General features: G+C 45.9%; 20 protein-coding genes. 8 read left to right on the top strand and 12 right to left on the bottom strand.

Annotated features, from left to right (window positions below; translation table 11 throughout):
• Positions 1–24: 24 nt before the first annotated feature.
• Both OLMES_RS11235 and OLMES_RS11230 read right to left on the bottom strand, forming a co-directional pair.
• On the bottom strand, positions 25–510 hold the full coding sequence (locus OLMES_RS11235) for a MarR family winged helix-turn-helix transcriptional regulator (protein ID WP_198343303.1): 486 nt from the start codon (positions 508–510) through the stop codon (positions 25–27).
• Between the two features lie 90 nt (positions 511–600).
• Entirely contained in the window at positions 601–1,089 is a 489-nt protein-coding gene (locus tag OLMES_RS11230) for a glutathione peroxidase (RefSeq protein ID WP_087461343.1), read from the bottom strand.
• A gap of 228 nt (positions 1,090–1,317) precedes the next feature.
• Here OLMES_RS11230 and OLMES_RS11225 point away from each other — a divergent pair, with 228 nt between their 5' ends.
• Positions 1,318–3,972 (top strand): response regulator, encoded by a 2,655-nt coding sequence (locus tag OLMES_RS11225; protein WP_087461342.1) that lies wholly within the window; start codon positions 1,318–1,320, stop codon positions 3,970–3,972.
• A 75-nt stretch (positions 3,973–4,047) separates the two neighbouring features.
• Here the strand turns inward: OLMES_RS11225 and OLMES_RS11220 are convergent, their stop codons facing one another.
• Positions 4,048–4,641, bottom strand: coding sequence for a TetR/AcrR family transcriptional regulator (locus OLMES_RS11220; protein WP_087461341.1), 594 nt, complete (start codon positions 4,639–4,641; stop codon positions 4,048–4,050).
• Positions 4,642–4,951: 310 nt separating this feature from the next.
• Here OLMES_RS11220 and OLMES_RS11215 point away from each other — a divergent pair, with 310 nt between their 5' ends.
• A complete protein-coding gene (locus OLMES_RS11215) occupies positions 4,952–5,401 on the top strand; it encodes a hotdog fold domain-containing protein (RefSeq protein ID WP_087464448.1) in 450 nt (149 codons plus the stop codon).
• A 59-nt stretch (positions 5,402–5,460) separates the two neighbouring features.
• Here the strand turns inward: OLMES_RS11215 and msrB are convergent, their stop codons facing one another.
• Positions 5,461–5,886 (bottom strand): peptide-methionine (R)-S-oxide reductase MsrB, encoded by a 426-nt coding sequence (msrB, locus tag OLMES_RS11210; RefSeq protein ID WP_087461340.1) that lies wholly within the window; start codon positions 5,884–5,886, stop codon positions 5,461–5,463.
• Between the two features lie 184 nt (positions 5,887–6,070).
• Between msrB and OLMES_RS11205 the strand changes: the two genes are divergently transcribed.
• Positions 6,071–7,285 carry a pyridoxal phosphate-dependent aminotransferase gene (locus OLMES_RS11205; RefSeq protein ID WP_087464447.1) on the top strand — a complete coding sequence of 405 codons (1,215 nt, stop codon included), beginning with the start codon at positions 6,071–6,073 and terminating at the stop codon, positions 7,283–7,285.
• Positions 7,286–7,372: 87 nt separating this feature from the next.
• Positions 7,373–7,837 (top strand): hypothetical protein, encoded by a 465-nt coding sequence (locus tag OLMES_RS11200; protein WP_087461339.1) that lies wholly within the window; start codon positions 7,373–7,375, stop codon positions 7,835–7,837.
• Here the strand turns inward: OLMES_RS11200 and OLMES_RS11195 are convergent.
• The 6 genes from OLMES_RS11195 to OLMES_RS11170 form a co-directional block, all read right to left on the bottom strand.
• Positions 7,834–8,781: a class I SAM-dependent methyltransferase gene (locus OLMES_RS11195; protein ID WP_087461338.1), complete on the bottom strand. Its 948-nt coding sequence runs from the start codon at positions 8,779–8,781 to the stop codon at positions 7,834–7,836. The two genes, OLMES_RS11200 and OLMES_RS11195, sit on opposite strands and share 4 nt — an antisense overlap.
• A 124-nt stretch (positions 8,782–8,905) precedes the next feature.
• Positions 8,906–10,111 (bottom strand): ATP-NAD kinase family protein, encoded by a 1,206-nt coding sequence (locus OLMES_RS11190; RefSeq protein WP_087461337.1) that lies wholly within the window; start codon positions 10,109–10,111, stop codon positions 8,906–8,908.
• Positions 10,089–10,877, bottom strand: coding sequence for a flagellar brake protein (locus tag OLMES_RS11185; protein ID WP_087461336.1), 789 nt, complete (start codon positions 10,875–10,877; stop codon positions 10,089–10,091). The genes OLMES_RS11190 and OLMES_RS11185 overlap by 23 nt, the downstream gene beginning before the upstream one ends.
• Positions 10,878–10,985: 108 nt before the next feature.
• A complete protein-coding gene (gene pdxB, locus OLMES_RS11180; protein ID WP_087461335.1) occupies positions 10,986–12,134 on the bottom strand; it encodes a 4-phosphoerythronate dehydrogenase PdxB in 1,149 nt (382 codons plus the stop codon).
• A 68-nt stretch (positions 12,135–12,202) separates the two neighbouring features.
• Positions 12,203–13,990 carry a DEAD/DEAH box helicase gene (locus OLMES_RS28585; protein ID WP_232465318.1) on the bottom strand — a complete coding sequence of 596 codons (1,788 nt, stop codon included), beginning with the start codon at positions 13,988–13,990 and terminating at the stop codon, positions 12,203–12,205.
• Positions 13,991–14,086: 96 nt separating this feature from the next.
• Entirely contained in the window at positions 14,087–14,674 is a 588-nt protein-coding gene (locus tag OLMES_RS11170; protein ID WP_087464445.1) for an elongation factor P hydroxylase, read from the bottom strand.
• A 102-nt stretch (positions 14,675–14,776) separates the two neighbouring features.
• Between OLMES_RS11170 and dsbD the strand changes: the two genes are divergently transcribed.
• Complete coding sequence (dsbD, locus tag OLMES_RS11165) at positions 14,777–16,690, top strand: protein-disulfide reductase DsbD (RefSeq protein WP_087461334.1); 1,914 nt, start codon at positions 14,777–14,779, stop codon at positions 16,688–16,690.
• Between the two features lie 14 nt (positions 16,691–16,704).
• On the opposite strand, the gene tusA is transcribed toward dsbD, so the two are convergent.
• Positions 16,705–16,947: a sulfurtransferase TusA gene (gene tusA, locus OLMES_RS11160; protein WP_087461333.1), complete on the bottom strand. Its 243-nt coding sequence runs from the start codon at positions 16,945–16,947 to the stop codon at positions 16,705–16,707.
• A gap of 192 nt (positions 16,948–17,139) precedes the next feature.
• On the opposite strand from tusA, the gene OLMES_RS11155 reads away from it, so the two are divergent.
• The 3 genes from OLMES_RS11155 to OLMES_RS28835 all read left to right on the top strand — a co-directional run bounded on the left by OLMES_RS11155 (position 17,140) and on the right by OLMES_RS28835 (position 21,028).
• Positions 17,140–17,424 carry an antibiotic biosynthesis monooxygenase family protein gene (locus tag OLMES_RS11155; RefSeq protein WP_087461332.1) on the top strand — a complete coding sequence of 95 codons (285 nt, stop codon included), beginning with the start codon at positions 17,140–17,142 and terminating at the stop codon, positions 17,422–17,424.
• 253 nt (positions 17,425–17,677) lie between these two features.
• Positions 17,678–19,456, top strand: a complete 1,779-nt coding sequence (locus OLMES_RS11150) for a sensor domain-containing diguanylate cyclase (protein ID WP_332454945.1) — start codon at positions 17,678–17,680, stop codon at positions 19,454–19,456.
• Positions 19,457–19,513: 57 nt separating this feature from the next.
• On the top strand, positions 19,514–21,028 hold the full coding sequence (locus tag OLMES_RS28835) for a methyl-accepting chemotaxis protein (protein WP_269767749.1): 1,515 nt from the start codon (positions 19,514–19,516) through the stop codon (positions 21,026–21,028).
• On the opposite strand, the gene OLMES_RS11140 is transcribed toward OLMES_RS28835, so the two are convergent.
• A complete protein-coding gene (locus OLMES_RS11140) occupies positions 21,017–21,679 on the bottom strand; it encodes an alpha/beta family hydrolase (protein WP_087461330.1) in 663 nt (220 codons plus the stop codon). The genes OLMES_RS28835 and OLMES_RS11140 overlap by 12 nt on opposite strands.
• Between the last annotated feature and the right edge of the window lie 183 nt (positions 21,680–21,862).

The raw sequence follows: 21,862 nt of genomic DNA, 5'->3' as shown, positions 1-21,862 counted from the left end.
GTGTATAAAAATTGATATATTCACTCAAGCTGTTGAGCGTAATTGCTGATTTAACATCTGTATCAATCCACGGATTGCAGTAACGCTTTCCGGGGTTGCGCCAGTGAGGCACATCATTTGTTGAGGAATCTCCCGGGCCTCTTCACGAAGTTTCAGGCCACGCTCTGTGAGCACTAGATTCACCACTCGCTCGTCACCTGAATCACGCTGGCGCCCCAGTAATTGCAATGATTCCAGACGCTTCAGCAAAGGTGTTAAGGTACCGCTATCGAGATACAGTCTTTCGCCCATTGCTTTCACAGAAAGTGCTGAATCATGTGGCGAAAAGTGATGCTCCCATAAGACTAACATCACCAAATACTGTGGATAGGTTATACCCAATTTAGCCAGAAATGGACGATACAACGCGGTCATTGCACGCTGAGCTGAGTAGAGGGCAAAACACAATTGATTGTCCAATGCCAACGGATTTTCCGCTGAATTGTTCTGACCAGGGAGATTCATAGTCATGATTAGAATACTCGAACCAGATAACATAAATCAGCCGGAATTCCACAATATTGCTGCTCCATTCCGGCTCTTGATAAACAGGTGATATTATCAATCAACCAACAACTTGCGAATATCGCCTTCCATCTTGGCGGGCTCTACATTTGGTCCGTACCGCTTTAGCACTTTGCCTTCGGCATTCACCAGAAATTTCGTGAAATTCCATTTGATCTTTTCTGTGCCAAGCACACCTTTAGCCTCGGATTTCAGGAATTGATATAGCGGGTGAGTATTGTCCCCATTTACCTCAACTTTGGAGAACATTGGAAAAGTAACGCCATAATTTAATGAACAAAATGAACTGATTTCGGCATCGTCTCCGGGATCCTGACTCAAGAATTGGTTGCAGGGAAAGCCTAAAATTTCTAATCCCTGATCTTTGTATTGTTCATATAGTTTTTCAAGCCCATTGAATTGAGGGGTAAAACCGCACTTACTGGCCGTATTCACAATCAATAGTACTTTGCCTTTGAAAGACTCCATGGCAACAACATCACCCGTAATTTTCTTGACTTCTATTTCAAAAATGGAAGATGACATATTTTCGCTCCTAAGCTGATCGTTGGGTTGTAGACTGTTTGCATAGGGGTTGTAACCGCTTTACCGTCAATCTCTATGCGCATGATATAGGGATCATGAGTATTTTATATTTCCCACAATTAAATTGTGCACAATTTATATCGCATTGTAAACCCACTACACCCCGTAAAAAACTTTTAAGTAAGCACCTATGCGATCAATAATTATTCAATTGCTATACTGAACAGTATGCAAACACAGCAAAACAACCCAGACCCAATGCACACAAAATCCGCCCGAGTAAAAGAAGATTATCGCCTTCGAATTACCGGTTGCATGGTCATTCTATGCTTGCACTTTTCACTACTCTGGGGTGAAGCTCCGGCCACGATCTGGCTGTTTATCTTCGGGCATACGCTACTTTACCCCCATCTCGCCTATTATTTTGCGGACAGTTGGACACAGGAAAAGTACAACCTCTGCATTGATGGCTTCGCTTACGGTGTGTGCATCGCCCTCTGGGGCTTTAATCCATTTGTGAGCACCGTGTTGATTGCAGGGTTTCTGATGACTGCCGTCGCGGCAGATGGCATCGGCTTTCTTGGCAGAGTCAGCATTTTGATTGTCCTGGGTAGCGGCTCGGTTTTGTTATTCTACGGGGTACACTTCCGGGAAAATGTACCTTTGCTCACATCGCTCATCGCTGCGATTGGCCTGTTAGCCTACTGTATCAGCTTGGGCATTAGCATCTACAGCGTGAACAAAAAGCTTGTCAAAACCAAGCTACGCCTTACCAAACAGACTGAAAGCCTTAAAAACATAAGCCAACTGGCTCAGGCCGTGAATTCAGACCTTGATCTGGATAGCATCATGAGGAACGTTGTTACCGTACTGCGTAGAATCGTTAACTTTGAGCAACTTTATCTCACTGTCCTGAATTCAGAAAAACAATGTGTAGAAGTCGCGGGTTCCTATGGCGATTCACTGCCTGATGAAGTTATAAACCTGTTTAAAGAAATGAGCTTTTCACTAAAAACGGATCAGGACAGCATTTTTGTCTTCCCGCTATTGAAAGGGAAAACAATATTAATTCAGGATCTTAACTTCGAAAAAACTCGAAACGCGGCACCAATTGACCAAAAACTATTCCAGATACGCCCTTCCAAAACCATTCTTTATTCCCCCTTGCGTGTTCATAACCAGGTAATCGGCGGTATCGGAATTATCAACTACAACAACAAACTGGAATTGTCTCAGGTCGACATTGAAACGATTGAACAATACATTCTTCAGGTTGGTACCGCTGTAAACAATACCCAACTATTGGAACGCTTGCAGAAAGCAACCGATGAAGCCAATATTGCCCAAAAACGCGCCGAACAATCTGAGGAGGCAAAAAGTCGATTCCTGGCAAACATGAGCCATGAAATTCGCACTCCCATGACAGCGATTCTTGGCTACTCAGAGCTTTTGCTGGATGAACACCTGAATCAAAACGAAAAATCTCGATTTGTGGAAACGATTATACGATCCGGAAATCATTTGCTTAGCATCATTAATGATATTCTCGACCTTTCAAAAATCGAAGCGCAAAAGATCGAACTGGAATCGCTCCCAATTACAACAACGAGCATAATAGAGGACCTGCGATCACATATTGGCTTAAAAGCCAATGAGAAAGGTCTTCGATTTGATGTTATTGTATGTCTGCCCATTCCTGAGGTGATACACAGTGACCCCACCCGCTTGAAACAAATCCTCTTCAATTTAGGCAGCAACGCAACAAAATTCACCCAAAAAGGATCTGTCCAGGTCGGTATTGCTTTCAATAAGACCCAAAACGATATTGAATTCCGGATTAAAGACACCGGTGTTGGTTTGAGCGAGGAAGAGGCTGAACGAGTTTTCAATCCATTCGTTCAGGCAGACACATCCACCACACGTGAATTTGGTGGCACTGGTTTAGGGCTTTATATATCCAACCAGTTAGCCCAAATGCTTGGAGGCTCCATCACCCTCAAGAGCAAGCTTGAAAAAGGCAGCGAGTTTACCGTACGAATTCGCGTAGGAGACAGCCCGCCAAACTCCTGGATCAATAATATTGAGTCTCTGGAAGTCCAAGCTAGAAAAACAGCCATTGGCAACACAGACAAACTACCGGAGAGTGTATCCGGAAAAATCCTGATAGCAGAAGACAATCCCGACAATCAACGCCTGATTCAACAGTTATTGAATTCGAAAAACCTGAACCTTACATTGGTGAACAATGGCAAATCCGCACTGAACAAAATACAGCAGCACCACTACGACTTGGTTCTACTTGATATTCAAATGCCTGAAATGAGTGGCATTCAGGTTGCGCAAGAAGTTCAAAAATTCACGAAGCTAAATAACCGGCAGCCCCCGCCGATGATCGCCTTTACCGCAAATGTGATGCGACATCAACTCGACTATTACTACGATCTTGGATTCAGCGATGTTATCTCCAAACCCGTTGAACGAGAGCAACTCTACCAAAAAGTGGCACAATACCTACCAAGCACTTCAGGTTTACTGGCTGGAACTGTACTGATTGCGGATGACAATGAAGTAAATCGCCAGCTGCTTGGAAAGATTATCAGCAAAACCAGTCAAAAAATACAGATTAAGGTGGCACATGACGGCAAACAAGCAGTACAAATGGCTCTCGAAGAGCCATTTGATCTCATTCTGATGGATATTCAAATGCCGGAAATGGATGGCCTGACTGCAATCCGATACTTGCGCGGAAAAGGGCAATCATTACCGGTCTACGTGGTATCCGGACATAGTGATCCGGAATCCGCTCAACAAAGTCGAGAAGCAGGGGCTACAGGCAGTCTAACCAAGCCAATCAACCGCACCGCACTGAAACAGATTCTCTAAAACCACCTGCCGGCCCAGCCTGCCTGTACGGAAACAAGCCATCCAACAAAAGATCTACTTTGATAAACAGACGACTCAGATACCTTTCACACTCAACCAGGCTGACTCAGCAAGCGTATCTTTCGCCGCATCCAAGGTGGTTGATGCTCTTCCAGTTAGCCAGTGCTTGGTGAAGTGGTATGCAGGGCCAATGATCAAGGATGTGTACAAATCCATCGGCATTGTCTTGATATCCCCGGAGACCAGATATTGTTCCAGAGCGGCACAAATGGATTTAAAGTGACCCCGATTCATTGTCACTAACTCATCTTTAAACGACGAGTTAATTACAATCTGCCGTTCAGAGAAAATAAACCGGGCCCAGTCCGGATTATCTCTGACCCAATCGACGAAACAGCACACCATCGAGCGAATCGCATCTTCCGCAGAGCGGGCTTGTTCCAGTGCGACAATCAAATTTTCATAATGATCTTTGATCCCCGCCATGAACAGGTGGGCAAAGATCCCCTCTTTGTTACCAAAGTGATGATAAATGCTCCCGATGCTGGCGTTTGCCTCGTTTTTGATCATATCTACCGAGGTATTCGCGTAGCCATGCTCTGTATAGCATCCCAACGCAGCATGCAGGATTGTGTTTTTTTTGTGGGTTGTTTTTTGTCTCTGAATCATACCAGTCCTATTAATTAGAACTTTATTCTATTTTTTATAGCTTTTATTAGAACATTATTCTAGTATATCGTTCGTAATCTCGACCAAATCAACTTTACAGTAAATCTGTTTTTCTACCTTAACCTTGGAGCGCTACCAAGGAGAACATTTGAAATTAATCTTCAATAGGCCCTCCAACTTGAATCCATCGAATGTTGATAACCCATAAATGAGGCAGGAAACCGTGCAAAACTCAATCAGCCAACCCGACTCTTCCCGATCGACGTCGCAAAAACCGGTTCACCGAGGTGTCGCATTATACAAGAAGCTTATGACACTACCTTTTGGAAAACGCCTATTTTCCGCAATTGTCTGCAATAAAGCACCCTATTTCTCAACGATAAGACCCGTTTTTTACCGATTTGACCCCGGCCATGTCGAAGTCGGTCTGAAAAAACGCAGAGCTGTGGAAAACCATTTAGGGACAGTTCATGCTTTGGCCATGGGAAATCTATGTGAGCTCGCAGCCGGCATGGCAATCGAGACCGCCCTTCCGAAAAAACTCCGCTGGATTCCAAAAGGCATGCAGATTTCATACCTGAGAAAGGCCACTACGGATTTGAAGGCGACTTGTGTTATTGATCCATCTCGGCACTTTCAAACTGGGGAATTTGAAGCAGTGGTTAGCGTGTTTGACAAACAAAATATGGAGGTCGCAAGAGCGACCATTCCGATGTATCTTTCCAAAAAGCCATCAAATGTAAACGAAGCGGTTGCATGACCAGAGCAAGAGATAACGGTAGAGGCATAAAGCGCCCTGTAACAAGTCGTTCAGGGCTCTCACGCTTTAGAGTCTGTTGACTTATCCTTTGGCTTGAAATCGAGAGAAACCGAGTTTACACAATAACGCAATCCTGTGGGTTTTGGCCCATCAGGAAATACATGTCCGAGATGTGCTCCGCATTGATGACATAGAATTTCAGTACGCGTCATACCATGGCTTACATCTGTACTTTCATCAACAATTGAAGCCGATGCAGCCTGCCAAAAACTTGGCCACCCCGAGCCAGAATCATACTTGTGATCCGATTCAAACAATTCTGCATCACAGCAAATACAATGATATGATCCCGCATCTTTATTATGATAGTATTTCCCGCTAAACGGGGCTTCTGTCGCCTTTTCACGAGTGACTTTAAACTGTTCTGGCGTGAGTTGATTACGCCACTCATCGTCTGATTTGATAACTTTATTTTTTTCAGTCATAACGCATTCCGTTCTGGTTGACAGATTTCCTGACGGCTCCAAATTAGGGCCTGTTGCTGTTTGAAAGCAGTCTGGATTATTAAATTAAAACAGATTGATAATGGCAAGAACTGAAAGGCCGGTCAACCAGCAAGACAACGAACTCAAACCTTCAACACAACAATACCGAGCGACCATCAATTTTATGCGACCACTGAGCAAATCATCAAAGCTGGATAATGTCTGTTACGAAATACGTGGCGAAGTCCTGAAAGAGGCTCGCCGCCTGGAAGAGGAAGGTCATCGCATATTGAAACTGAACATCGGTAACCCGGCCCCATTCGGTTTTGATGTACCCGAAGAAATACTCCAAGACGTGATTCACAATCTGTCAGAAGCTCAAGGATATTGTGATGCAAAAGGCATATTCCCGGCAAGAAAGGCCGTTATGCAGAATTGTCAGCAACTGGGTATCAAAAGTGTAGAAATTGAAGACATTTACATCGGAAATGGTGTCAGCGAGCTTATCGTGATGTCGATGCAAGGATTGCTGAATGCCGGAGACGAAGTACTGATCCCCTCCCCTGACTACCCATTATGGACAGCTGCGGTGACGCTATCCAGTGGAACACCGGTACACTACCATTGCGACGAGCAATCTGATTGGTATCCGGATATTGATGACATTCGATCCAAAATTACCGATAAAACCAAAGCTATTGTGGTGATCAACCCCAACAATCCAACCGGTGCAGTCTACCCAAGGGAAATACTGGAGCAAATTATAGATTTGGCTCGGGAGCACCAACTGTTAATTTGTGCCGATGAGATTTACGACCGGATTCTTTACGACGGCGTCAAACATACGGCTTTGGCCTCACTTGCCGACGATGTTTTGTTTTTTACCTTTAACGGACTTTCAAAGTCTTACAGGGCTGCAGGTTACCGCTCGGGGTGGATGATTGTCAGTGGCGCCAAATATCGAGCCAGGGATCTGATCGAAGGCATTGATATGCTGGCATCCATGCGCCTGTGTTCCAATGTACCCTCGCAATTTGCGATTCAAACTGCATTGGGGGGCTACCAGAGTATTAATGATCTGGTACTGCCGGAGGGACGACTGTATGAACAAAGAAACGTTGCCTATGATCTGTTGACACAAATTCCAGGTGTGACCTGTGTCAAGCCGAAAGGCGCACTCTACCTGTTTCCGAAGCTGGACCCAAAACGTTACCCCATACAGAATGATGAGAAGCTCGTATACGACTTGCTGGTACAACAACGGATTCTGTTGGTTCAGGGCAGTGGTTTCAACCTAAAGGATAAACAGCATTTGCGGGTGGTATTTTTACCACGTACAGACGTACTGGAAGACGCGATTACCCGGTTCGCCCATTTCCTTGAAACTTATCAACAATAATTAGCTTGAATCGAGCTACTATTACAGGAGGGTATTCAATCCCTCCTATGTGCGAATACAGATTATTTTGGATACAGGTCTCGGGTAATGTCAGACATCCATATCGAAGATTTTTGCAAAGACGTCGCTAAAATTCTGGTTCAGCTGTATACCGTATTTCCCCGGAGAACCAGCGTTTACGTCGAAGATATTGCGGGTGAAGACAATCCCGATGAATATGGCTTACATGGCGATCGACACATGGCCTGCTTTGGTGCCATGATTTGGCTTGCGGAAGAAAACTATATCCGATACGTCGACACCATTCGCCAGGAAGCAGTAGATCAGGCCATTTTGACCCATAAAGCACTCAACCTTCTATCTCGAATTTGCAATGATTCGCGAATCCTCCACCATGACACCAGTCTGGACGAACATACGCTGCGGGGCCTTCCTCAGGATGTTGCTACCGACCGGAAAACCCACATCAACATCCTGCGGGAAGTCATTGCAGGAGGATCCTCCACCCGTATCTCGCGCGTCGTACAACGGTTAATTCTAGAGCTGAACTAGGGCCTGGTATGAACTGCCACGGGGCTGTTGACGTTTCGGTAGTGCAAAACTTTTAACCCATTTCCATCAAGCTCTTTAATCGCACTGTCATTTTCCAGACGGGAACAAAAAACATACGGGCCAGAGGCTTCAATTATTTCCCGGAAAACCTCTTCCGTAACAAAGGGATCGTTTAAACAAAACAAAATATCTGCGTCGTCAGAGAGCATTGAAGCTAAACGACCACTCACCTTACCGTAGTCTTTCGATGCTATAAAGCTGCCCCGCTGGAATGACGGTGGATCCACAATCACGAGATCATAAGGACCCTTCTGTGCTATTTTCTTCCAGCTTTTCAAGATATTATATTTGAAGTGACCATATCGCCGTTGCTCAATACCATTGAGCCTGTGGTTATGCTCTCCGCGAGAAATCACGGCAGCACTCATGTCAACATTTGCACAAAATCGTGCACCACCACTTAACGCAGCCAGGGAAAAAGAAGACGTATAAGAAAATAAATTCAGGACTCTTTTTTCAGCCGCATGATCACGAACCCATCGGCGACCTGTTTTTATATCCGAAAAAAAACCCAGATTCCGATTTTCACCATATTCAACCAAATACCGAATACCATCTTCGAGAATTTCGACCTGTTCTGATACAGGATCCCCTTGCTGATTTTGAACAGTGCAAGGCTGTTGATCGCGAAAGTGGGTCAGTACCCGCCCCGACGTCGTGGAAATCAATGTATTTAACGCGTTTTGAAACGCATCCAGCTGAAACGATTCGTTCTGCCACCCAGGAAACAAGGCTATGAGCAAATCATCATTAAATTTCTCTATATTAATATTTTCGAAACCGGGAAAGCATTTCCCGCGACCATGGAAGACACGACCAGACTCATGTCCCAGACGCGCAATATTTTCAGAAGTCTCTCTCAGGACCTTTTCAGTATTATTCATGTATATGGTATAACTCGATTAGAACGTATGACTTAATTTAAACGAATGACTCAGCATGAAAATCACATTTCGGGCGGGTTGTCGGAGGACTAGCAGGTTTAACAGGGATAGTACGATAGGCAGATTACCGTGGCGAATGTATGGCGTAAGCAACATAATCATCGTAACCGGTTAGAATACTATGTAACCCCGACAACGTGCTGTCCAATACACTATCCCCCGTGTCCACGAACAACGGCCTTCCAGCTAGGGCTTGCAACTTTGCCTTGGTCGCAACCAGCACCAAATTACTCAAACCCACTTCCCGAATAACCCTTGGGGACAGCTGTTGATTTCCACGCCCGAGTATACAACCTTGACCTCCGGTCGGGGTCAGGATTATTCTACTAGGCTGGCCCGAAATCAACTCAAACAACTGCTTTTCGTTTACATCACGTGCCACGCACTTATGATTCTTGATCACATCAACACCCAGAAGGGTGCCTTCTCCGGCGAGCTGTGTTTTGACTGCATGAGTCGTCGTACCAGCCCCCACAATGTAATACACATCCGGCTCGCAGATCTCATCCAGAAAGGCAGCGATATCAAGACAGACCAATTCTTCTGATTCCACACCACCACATTTTACATGCTGAAGATAGCGGATATCATCCGGTATCAACATCTGACCATAGCGTCGAGAATTAACCTGTCCTTTTCGAAGCGCCTCTTCATCAATATCTCGAACGTCCGCCAGTCTGACGGCAACCAGTTCGGACTGGACAAGAAGCTGAATGACTCTGGCAGCAGCGTCCGGTGATAGGGCAAAAACTCCAGAGTGCATTTTAACCCCTGCAGGCACACCCAAAACGAGCTGATTCTCATCCATGATGAAACACACATCCCGGGCTGTCCCGTCCCCACCCACAAATACAACAAGATCAGGCTTTAATGGCAGCATTGCTTTTACCGCCTGCCGGGTATCTTCGGCGGAAGTTTCACGATCAGAATCATGGCTTGCGGTTTCAATTGGGTAAACCACTGACATCTTCAGGGCTAATCCATGGCAGAAGTCTGCCCCCATAGTTCCCGCACAAGTGATTATTTCGATCTTATCGTAGATTGGTGCAAGTAGTGCCATAACCCGAGCACACCGCTCCGCGCTCGGTGAGCGGTAACCAAGTTGCTTTGCACTTTCCGCTGCTGCACCGTCGCTGCCTTTAAACGCTGCAGCACCACCAATTCCAGCCATCGGATTAACCAGAAGGCCAATTTTCAACCGGTTTGGGGCTAATTCTACCCCGCTTTTTCCTTGATCGTAGTTTATATTAACCTGCTTGCTCCATCTCATATAAGAAACTGTTGAGTGTTAAACGGTCTTCATCACTCAGGGTGTCAAATTGAACACCATAAAAGTACTGACTGCCAGAGGCTCGTTGTACCACTTCCCGATTTCGAATGATACAGGGAATCTCCAGATCCCGATGAATCTCAGAAACAGAAACGGACAGGTTAATAATCACTTCATGTCCAGCTTCACCCAATATCTGGCGAGTCAACAAGCCAGCACCATCCTTACTCAAATCCTCGATAATCGCAGATTTGGGCCATTCTCCCAAGCCGAGATCAAATTCACTGTCGATCATCACGGGCAAGTCTACCCTGACTCGTGACGCCTTTCGAATTTCGTGTGCTGTCAGTTCAGACGGGAAGGCAAGATGATAATAAGTATAAGGTTGCAGCGTGCGATAGAGCACTCGAGTCTCCGCAGCGAAAACCCGATTTCGTGACATCGCCCTGAGGGTTACTTTGTCTCCTTTTTCCAGCAACACCTCTTTTCCTTCCCGAGTGGGTGCAGAGATTAATATGCTGCGATCCGGAACATAGCCTATCATTCGAATTGTGAATTTTCGCGCAGGCGATACCGTTTCCATAGTCAGTGCAGCACCGACCTCCAGCCCGAGCTTGGCAAACGACAATGGTGCTGCTTGCCGTTTGTTTTGTTCATAAGTGGACTTGGGACTTTCATCTTGCATGGAACGTTGACCTACGGCAGGCAGTAAACGACTGGACGATCGATCTGAAGTACGATTCAACTGTGAAGTACGATGCAACATAGCGGATATACCCTACTGACGATATTTTGACTCAAATACCCCTGTTATATCGGCAGTTATTCAAAATACTTAACGTTATATCATCACAGCCGTCATTTTTATAAGCGATCAATTTTTAGTCTTAAACCCGAGAGCGCGAAATTTATTGAACAGGTCAGAGTCCACATTTTTCAATTGTACTTTGACATTGAAAAACTCTCTACGAACCGGATAATTACGCCGCAACGCATCAAATCCTGAACCCAGGGTTTCACGCTGAAGTAATGCTTTCATTCTCCAACTGTCCATTCTCACATCGTAACACGCCTGAATCGCGGTATTAAGCGCCCATCGGGAATCGGCCTGAGAGGTGAATGCCAGCTTTGACAACGGAGGCTCTGATAAAAACTGTGCCGCTTTATGCCTGACGGGCAGTCCCAAAGTTCTGCACAATGCCTGATATATCATATCGGTGCCACGCGCTTTTCCATCGTAACTGTACCCGGCAATATGGGGCGTGGCGATCGACACTAATTCCAATAATGCCCGATCAACATTCGGCTCATGTTCCCAGACGTCCAGCACAACTCTAAAGCGAGACTTTTGCGCATTTTGGGCTTCCAGCTTTCGGCGGAGGGCCTGATTATCTATCACTCCACCCCGGCAGGTATTGATCAAAATTTGGTTATCTCGCAATGCAGCAATGCGAGGCTCATCAAATAAGTGATATGTGGGGTAAGGTCCATCGTGAGTTAACGGCACGTGCAGCGAAATAATGTCACACTGCATCACCTCTTCTAAAGAACACAGATCTTTTTCACCTGCATCGGCCAGAATCGGATCATTAGCTTTCACATTCATCCCCAGTTTGGCCAAGACTTTGGCCAAACGAGAGCCCACATTTCCATACCCCACTATACCGATAGACTTATCTTCCAGCTTGAAGTCATCAAACTCAGATAAAAACGACAGTGCACTGATCACATATTCAACAACTGAATCCGAATTACAGGCTGGCGCATTCGCGTAAGGGATTCTTCTCGCATCCAGAAATTCCGTATCGACATGATCCAAACCGATAGTGGTGGATCCGACGAACTTCAACGGAGCATCACCGATTAACGTCTCGTCCACGCGGGTGACAGATCTTACCAGCAAAATATCAGCATCTTGAACTTCCCTTGCTGTCAATTCCCGACCGCTGAACTGCTGAATATCCCCTATGGAGCCAAAGAACGAGTGAACAAGCGGAATGTTTTCGTCGGCCAGAATTTTCATCGTCAGAATATGTCCCTAATTACGTTTTCGTATAAATGGCAGTAAACTCGCACCGGAGCCGAGTCCGACTAGCTTAAATCTGCCGGATACTCGCACTTCAATTTAAATCCAAGATGCTTTTCCAAATCGGGAAGTGCAAAAGACTCATCTTCACATGCGAGCGAGATCGCAATACCCGTTTGCCCTGCCCGGCCCGTCCGCCCGATACGATGCACGTAATCATCCGGGTCTTCCGGTAAATTATAGTTAACTACGTGAGTAATACCGTTCACATGCAAGCCTCGGCCCGCCACATCCGTTGCGACCAAGACGCTCACCGCGCCTTTTTTGAATCGCTCCAGAACTTTCAAGCGACGGCTTTGGGTCACCTCCCCCGACAGGAGTGCCGCATTGATACGTTTCTGGCGAAGATAAGACTCAATAAATCGCGCTTCATCGCGACGGTTAGTGAAGATAATCATCTTGTCGAACTCGGTTTCCCGAACCAGTTTAAGCAGCAATCGCTTTTTCTCAGCCGCTTCCACCAGATAGATAACCTGTTCCACCGTATCTGCAGTGACCGACTCTGGCTCTATTTCAACGTACTCGGGTTGAATGGTCCACATCGATGCGAGGTTCAAAACATCTTGATTGAATGTCGCACTGAAAAGAAGGGTCTGACGGTTTTCCCTTGGTGTGGTATTGCCCAGAATCCGCTTAATATCAGGAATGAAGCCCATATCGAGCATTCGATCCGCCTCATCAATAATCAGTATTTCAACTTGATCAAGAAAAACATCGCGATTAAGTACAAAATCAATTAATCGTCCCGGGGTTGCCACGAGCACATCTATCGAATAGTTGTGGAGCGCATAACGCTGAGGATCATAATCCATACCGCCAACTGTACATAAAACGTTTAACTTGGATCCGCCTTTAAGGCCTTTGGCATCTTTCTCGATTTGCAATGCCAACTCTCGAGTGGGCGCTAACACCAAGACCCGAGGCTCGCCTGCAAAGCGTTTTTTCTCGGGGATCGGGTTTTCAAGCATATACTGGAACGCAGAAATCAAAAATGCTGCAGTTTTACCGGTTCCAGTCTGTGCCTTGCCAATAACATCCTGACCGGTCAGAGAAACGGGCAATGTTTCCGCTTGGATGGGTGTGCAGTGAGCATACCCGAGATTGGCGATGGCCTTGCTCAGTGCCGGATGCAACTCCAGAGAATCGAAGGTCATTTCATCTTCAGATTCTTCCTCTGGTTCAGCTTTTTCTACAGGTTGAGTTTTTTCTACGGGTTGGGCTTTTTCCAAAGGCTGAGTTTCTTCCAAGAGCTGAGGCTCTTTCTCCGGTTGAAGCTCTTGCTTTAGTTGAAGCTCATGCTTTAGTTGAGGCTGTTGCACAGGTTGAGACTGTTTATCAGGTTGAGGCTGTTTATCAGGTTGAGACCGTTTATCAGGTTGAGGCCGTTTATCAGATTGAGGCTGTTTATCAGGTTGGGGCTGTTTATCAGGTTGAGACTCCTCGGTTAACCGAGATTCATCTACTGAGTTCGCGAGAGTCGCACTGTTGCTTTCTGATGAACCGACCCGCTCTTGAGAACCAGACAGGGAATTTTGGGACGTTTGAGTATCAATCTGTTCAGCTATCGCTGCCGGAGCATCACTCGAAGCGCCTTTTTTTGCTCCAGAATCAACCAAATCTTTATTGAGTCTGGCGGCAGATTCACGCGAATTACCGGAGGTCTCGCCAGAGTCTTTACTTGTTCCTTCGGGCTTCAGCGCAGCATGTGGTTCACTGGAATTCTGCCTGGTTTCAGATGCTTTGTGCGCATCCAGGGCTGCTTCAGGGTTACCCTGACAACTTTCTTCTTTCATATAATTTGTAATTCTCATTATTTGGGAGGGAATTCGAATTAATTGACCGCTCTCCGATCATCACTCAAAAATCCAAGGGTACAGTGAACGACTCCACTACAAAATCGCATCAAGCTGCAACTGCTTATTCAGATCTAAACTAGCAGTGTTATAAAAGGTTTTCAGCTTTTCAGCAAACATTTCTGCTCGATCAGGGAGCCCTTGCTGCAAATATGATCGGGCCTGGGCGACAATATTCAGTTTGAACACCCGCTCCGTCGGTGATCGCTCACCAGATAGGTTATCAATACTAACCCGGAACCGCACTCCTGCACAAAGGCAAAAAATCCACTCTAGCGCCTGAGGCTTTATTTCAACGCGCTCGAATGCCTGCTGCTGAGCCGCGTTTCGACCATCAGGTTCATACCAATATCCGTAGTCTAATCGCGTTCGACGGGACGGGCCAGCAATACACCAATGACTTATTTCATGTATTGCGCTTTGAAAAAATCCATGGGCAAACACGACCCGGTGGTAATGCCTACGAGAGTCCCATGTGATTTGATGAGCCAGATCAGGTTGTTCAATTTCGATATTTGCGGGCAAATAAATCGGTTCTTCATTTCCAGCTTCCAGGACCGTCCGGTAAGACGTCTCGAAAGACTGATTAAATAGTTCTATCAAGTTTGATACTGCTGCTGTCATTTCAGTTTGAATCATTAAAAAAGTTTATACCGCGCCAGCCCCGGAATTCTGCTACCATTCGCCGATCCAGACCATTTTACGAATCTTTCGGTGATATTTCCCATGCCTTCATTGGTCCGAACCAGAATACTGATCACGATACTCGGATTACTCGTACTGATCAGCCCTTTCCATGCGTCGATGGTGCTCGCTGAAGGAAACGGCCTTCAAACGCAACTTTTTGCTAGCACACAAAACAGCTTAAATCTTTCAACACCAGACTTTTTGCCGGTTGATCAAGCATTTAAATTTACGGATCGATTTGAGCACAATACGCTCATTTTGAATTGGGATATTACACCAGGGCACTATCTATACAAAGATCGCATTCAAATTCAAGTAGATGATACCCTCGTTCGCCTGGGAGCGTTACGCTATTCTACACCGGGAGAGGTAAAAGAAGATCCTTATTTTGGGCAGGTTACGGTGTTTCATAACCCAGTGGAACTTAAAGTATCGTTAACTGCGTTAACCTCTGGCACAGAAATCCCAATCAAAATAACGTATCAGGGCTGTGCCGATGCGGGCCTATGCTATCCTCCGGAAACCAAGGAAACCTTGTATATTCCTGAGCAACCGGATACCGCTCAGACAACAAAACCGATCACCAAAAACGAATCGGATCTAAATTCATCAACAGGCATATTCTCATTTCTTAACGAGGCAAACCTTCTAACCGTCATGGGGGCCTTTGTCTTACTCGGCCTGGGCCTGACTTTCACGCCCTGTGTATTTCCGATGATGCCGATCATTTCGTCCATTATTGCCGGACAGAAATCACCGACCACTGCAAAATCAGCCTTGTTGTCATTGAGCTATATCATTGGCATGGCACTCACCTATGCATTGCTTGGTGTCGCCATGGGTTACTTCGGCGCGTCCGCCAACTTGCAAGCAAAGCTTCAAAGCCCTCCCGTTCTGATCGGGTTTTCTTTGCTGTTTGTTTTACTCTCACTCTCGATGTTCGGATTGTTCGAATTGCAACTCCCTGCGAAATTGCGTGATTCATTAAATGCACGCTCACAAAAACTCGCAGGAGGCCAGGTGCTAGCGGTGTTTGCCATTGGAGCCCTTTCTGCCATTATTGTCTCACCCTGTGTTTCAGCCCCACTAGCGGGGGCGCTCATATACATCAGCTCTTCTGGCGACCCGGTTACCGGCGGCATTGCCCTGTTCGCCATGGGAATTGGAATGGGAATTCCATTATTTGCGATTGGCATGGGGGCTGGCCAGATCTTACCAAAGGCGGGCAGCTGGATGGAAAATGTCCGCATGCTCTTTGGTGTTTTGCTGCTGGCAATCGCGATTTGGCTCATTTCGCGATTGCTGCCGGCCATGACAGAAATGCTGCTCTGGGCAATTTTGCTGATTATGTCGGGTATACAACTTGGCGCACTGGACAGTGCACACTATGGGGCACAACGCCTTTGGAAAGGCGTCGGAGTGATTGCAATTTTGTATGGCATTCTGATCGGTGCAGGTGCATTCCTTGGATCAAGCTCGGCACTGGACCCGTTAGCTCCTTTGAAATTTTCAAGTTCAAACCCAGGCTCATCGCCGCCCCCCGAACTATCCAAATCGAGTAAATCACTGCCATTTGAAAAAATAACCCGGTACGACCAGCTGCAACAGAAGCTACAACAAAGTGCTGATCATATTAAGGTGCGAGCGTCCGGCATCACAATGGTTGACTTTTACGCAGACTGGTGTGTGAGCTGTCTGGTTATAGAAGATGAGGTTTTCAAGGATAGCAGGATCAATCCCGCACTGATGACCTGGCGCTTGATCAAAGCAGATGTCACGGCTTCAGATGAAGAAGCGATCAGGCTTCTGGAACACTATAATATTTTTGGTCCACCCGCTATTTTGTTTTTTGACCATTCCGGACAGGAGATAAAAAGTCTTCGTATTCAAGGAGAAATCGGCCCGGACGAATTTATCGAGCGTATATCAACACACCCGGCCACGCGCTTGTAGTCAGTTTTGTATAGTCAGCCTTTGCGGACAATATAGATGTAGCAGGAATCTTCTTCATACTGCTGGACCAGTTCGTGACCCAGAAAATTACAAAAACGAGGAATATCGCGCTTGGTTGATGGATCTGTCGCGATAATTTGAACTGTGTCCCCCACATCAATCTCATCTACTTTATTATGCAGCATCATGACGGGTTCCGGGCAAAACAAGCCTTTGACATCGAGAATGACAAGGCCATCAGGAATATCATTTGACATAGATTAATACACTCAGGCAGGTAAATTAATTACGCTCATTATCATGATCCGAGATTCGCAGAAACCTGCAGAGTATTCCTGCCCCTTCCCAGCGTTACTTGATAATATCTTTACGGTTACTTCACAGAACAAGCCTTCCATGTGAATGTGCTAATATTAACATACTAAAACCTAGAACAATAAGGCAGGCCCATGATCAGAGTGATAATTGAAAGACATATCGCTGACACATTAGAAATACCCTATGAAGAAACCGCCCGCAAGACCATTCAACTTGCCGTTCAGGCAAGCGGTTTTGTCTCGGGAGAATCATTGAAAAACGCATTTGACCCAAATCATCGAGTGATATTATCAACCTGGAGAAGTGTTCAAGACTGGCAACGATGGTCTCAATCAGATGAACGAAAAGCGATGCTTGATCAACTCCGGCCAATGATGGACAAAGAAGAACACGTCACCGTGCTTGAGCTATCTTAACTTCTAACAGCTTTACTGCGAATTAGGGGACACTGAAAAACGTCGTTTCTGCTGCCCCCTCTAAAATGTCTTCATTTGCGCCTACAGAGGATGTCACATTGCGCTGGATAACAAAAATCCCTCGAGACAAACTCCAGAGCAACTGCAGGCTAAATAAAGAATATTCAGCATTTGCCCGCCTCCTCTATCTCCTGATTCTGCTGAGCGGGCACACCTACAGTAGTCAGGAACCAGTAGCCAGGAACCAGTAGCGATAAACAAATCTCTACAACAGCACTCCCTGTCAGATGCAATTCAGTTTTTTGAGGATACAACGTCACACTTGGGCCTGAATGAAATAAAATCGCTTCATGCGATCGGCCAATTCAGCCCGCTACGAGATGGTCAAGCGACGTTTCAACATACCGACTCAACATATTGGCTGACATTTAGTGCAATCAATCAAGACCCCCACAATGCAGAGTGGTATCTTTTAGTCGATTATCCCTTACTGGATGACATCACTCTATTCTTAGAATCCTCTAACGGAGGGAAAGCACTCGGCAGCAGCCCTGCCGAAACCACAGAAGGCATGACTGTCGGAGATACTCATCCATTCGCTAATCGTGCAATAGATTATCGACACTTTATCTTTCCGATTCATTTTGCTCGGAACGAAATAAAGCATTTTTATCTGAAAATAAAATCCAGCGGATCCATTAACGCAAATATTTCTCTGCACAACGCCGGCGACCTTATCGCAAAAACAAACCACCTCTCGCTTACCCAAGGCGGGTTTTACGGTATTTTGCTGGCAATGATTTTTTATAACGCATTGATTTTTGTATCAATCAAAAACAAGTCTTTCTTCCTGAATGCCTACTATCTGACAGCACTCCTACTCTTTATGATTGCCATGAGTGGTCTGTCTTTTCAATATTTTTGGCCAAATGCGCCACACCTAAGCAATCTTTCCATTCCCGTTTTTATCGCAAATCTGGGATTGGCGATCGCATTGTTCAGCAGATCTTTTCTACTCCAGAACACTCGAAGCATAAGATTACATAGAACCTTCAATACGCTGATCACCGTCAGTATTATCGCTCTGGTCATTGCTTTCACCGTGCCTTATGCCAATGCAGTGAAAATCAATTCAGCGATTACGATTTCAATTATATTATGCGTTTACATTACAGGTTTTACTCAATTACAAACAGGTGACAATGTCGTTCGATATTTCCTGACAGCCTGGACATTATTCTTTTTCTCAGCCTTGCTTTTCGCGTTGGCATCATTCGGCTTTATTGCCGATTACTACGCCAATGAATTCATTATGCAAATCGGCATTGTGACCCAAATTTTATTTCTGAATTTCGCACTCGCTCAACAGATGAAATTCTACACAGAGAAACTTCTCACCATGGAACAGGGTGCCAGCCAGCAACTACGAGACCAGGTTGCCGCCAAGACCGAGCAATTAACGATAGCAATGCAGGATTTATCACGCCTGAACAAACGTCTTGAAAAACTAAGCAGTCATGATGAGCTAACTCAAATCGCCAATCGACGATCATTTAATAACACGCTTGAGGAAGAGGTCCGGTCTGCCCGCCGGGAAAAGGAGCCGCTCAGTTTATTGTTTATGGATGTGGATCACTTCAAATCGTTCAATGATCGATACGGACATCAAGTGGGCGACGAAGCACTAAAATTCATCGCGCAACAAACCCGACTTAAGTTACACCGGCCAAAAGACTTTCTTGCCCGGTATGGTGGGGAGGAATTCGCCATAATTTTACCAAACACGACACCGATTGGAGCTCAAGCCATTGCGCAATCTATCGTGGATCAAGTTCAATCAACACCATTCCAGGCAAACGGTGTAGAAGATACCCTAACCGTTAGCATTGGCGTTTTCACCCTGAAGCACAACCAGATGCAAAAAATGGAAATCGAAGCCCTCGCCGACAAAGTTGTTCAGAATGCTGACCAGGCACTGTATCGGGCTAAAGAGAATGGTCGTAATCAAGTTTGTGTATATCAGCAGGCTTAACTATGCTTTTCTATAACCTATAGCTTTTCCAATACCGCTAAACTTGGGGTTCTGATTGTGGTCAGTACAGGAAACCAAAAGGCTCAATGCAATGCAGACCCTGAATTTTACTCCGCTTCCTTTGATTGCTCTAATCAACTCATTAGCGCTAACACCAATTTCGATCTAATACTAAAACCCTTAGGCTGCAATAGCCTACAAAGCCTGTTCAAACCGCCATTCCCAGAAATATTGAAAGATAGTGTCTGCCGAAATTTACAGGAGCCCGATGCCTGCTGGTTCGGAATACTACCCTTCCAGCCAGCCAATGGTGGGGAAATTTGGCTGCAGGCACTCATTTCTAACAGTAAATTTAAGCCAAACCAGATCGAAATGCGCGCCATTCCAGCCGACGATCAACAAATCATACGCGCCAAAGTCGCCTACCCGATACAGCGCAAAAAACCAGGCAGAACACTCCCCGGACACTACAAGCTTCCACACCTCGTTACCGGTATCGCTCTATTCTCGACGGTTGCACTCATCGCAACGTTACTGGTCAGCTTTTTACCTCCAGCATGGGCTTATGCAAGCGCATTCGGAACCACACTGATTATGGGGGCCCTGTTCACGCAACACCTTATTCGTGAACCCAGGATTTTGATGAAAAAAGCCCACTCTTTGATAAATGATCCTTTGAGCGCTTACCTGGCATCCGGAAAAAACTCAGATACCGGACGATTATACGCTGCGCTCGATATTGCCCAGTTTCAAATCGCCATGCTGCAATCAGAAAGCAATGAACGCTCAGAGCGACTCGACAGAGTCACCTCAGACATCCAGGCACATCTCTCCGAGCTACCTGCACTACATAATGTGATTATTGAGCACTACAAGAGCCAACAACAACTAAAAACAGAACAGGATAAGTTGTGTGAAAAAATTTTCGCTGCAGAAAACGAAAAAGAGGATCATAGAGAACAGGTCAGAGCAATCTACGAGACACTAAGAATTAACCTAACCACTTGCCAAACTGAAGCTAAAGAAACAACCGCAATTATCGAGCAAGCACAACAATACACCACCCCGTTAGTACAACAAGCAGAATCTATTGGCGACCTGATCAAAGAAATTGATGAAATAGCAGACCAGACTAACTTGCTTGCGCTGAATGCAGCCATTGAAGCGGCTCGCGCCGGAGATCATGGACGCGGATTCGCAGTCGTTTCCGATGAAGTTCGCACTCTCGCGTCAAAAACACAGCAAGTCACCGAAACAATCACCGCGACGATTTCCAGTCTCATGCAACTCGCGCACGCTACACAGACCTCAATCGCAACGGTAAACAACGCTGATAAACAACATCATCTGAGCCTGCAAGCACTAAGCTCCCCCTTAGAAACACTAAGCCACCCCATAGATGTAGTCTGTGCCCCCTTACAAGTCCCGAACACCCCCTGTCTCAACACCTCCGACCACGCATTTCACGACAGCATATTTGCAAGTGAATCTGATGTTTCAATTGAGACGACTTTAGCAGAATGGCAGGAAAATCATTCAGCGCAAATTGAAAAATTATCATTACCGATGTGAACTTTGGCTTTTCATGAACTCTGCAACACAGCGTGCCGAAATCATCATATTATCAGCCCAACTGACCGAAGACTTCTTGAGTGGTTGCCAGTCATGATTACCATCCACCACTCGCTCTAACCGGATTTGGTCTGGCAAACTAAAGTCCAGAGCCTCCCGATACCGACCAAAAGGATCCCGATCCCCCTGTAATATCAGCACTGGTTTAGTCATCTCGGAAAAGTGATCGACTCTCAATTTTTCCGGCTTGCCCGGGGGGTGAAAAGGGTACCCCATACACACAACCCCACCAATGCGGTCCGTAATCGGCGATGGCTCCTGCCCAGCGGCTAATACCGTCGCCATTCGTCCGCCCATGGATTTACCACCAATAAACAAATTGCGCTCTACCGAAAATGAATTAATAACCTCTCGCCATGCTTCAAGTAGTTTCGGCTGGCGATCTGGAGGGGACTTCTTTCCGGTAATACGCCTCTTTTGCATGTAAGGAAACTCAAAGCGAACTACCTTGATGCCCTCCGTCGCAAGGTTCATAGAGATCGTATTCATAAATTCACTATCCATGGGCGCTCCAGCACCATGCGCTAATATCAGGCATAAGTCTGATTTCCCCTGAACAATAACCTCCAACTCCCCGATTTTCGTGATCATAGCACCCCTTGAATACTGACTTGGTCAACTTCATCGACCGCTTTAAAATTGCACACCTTGAGCTAAACTCAACCCTACCGAAATTGTCTATATTTCAACCAAACATTCAAAGTCGAACGCTCAAGGCCAAAATATGATTGAAAACGATGATTTCCCGGTATTTTTTTTAGTACGCATTTCCTT

Source organism: Oleiphilus messinensis, from assembly GCF_002162375.1.
GTDB classification, from domain to species: domain Bacteria; phylum Pseudomonadota; class Gammaproteobacteria; order Pseudomonadales; family Oleiphilaceae; genus Oleiphilus; species Oleiphilus messinensis.
Note: the sequence above shows the minus strand (reverse complement) of the source record. Positions and strands in the feature narration are given on the sequence as shown.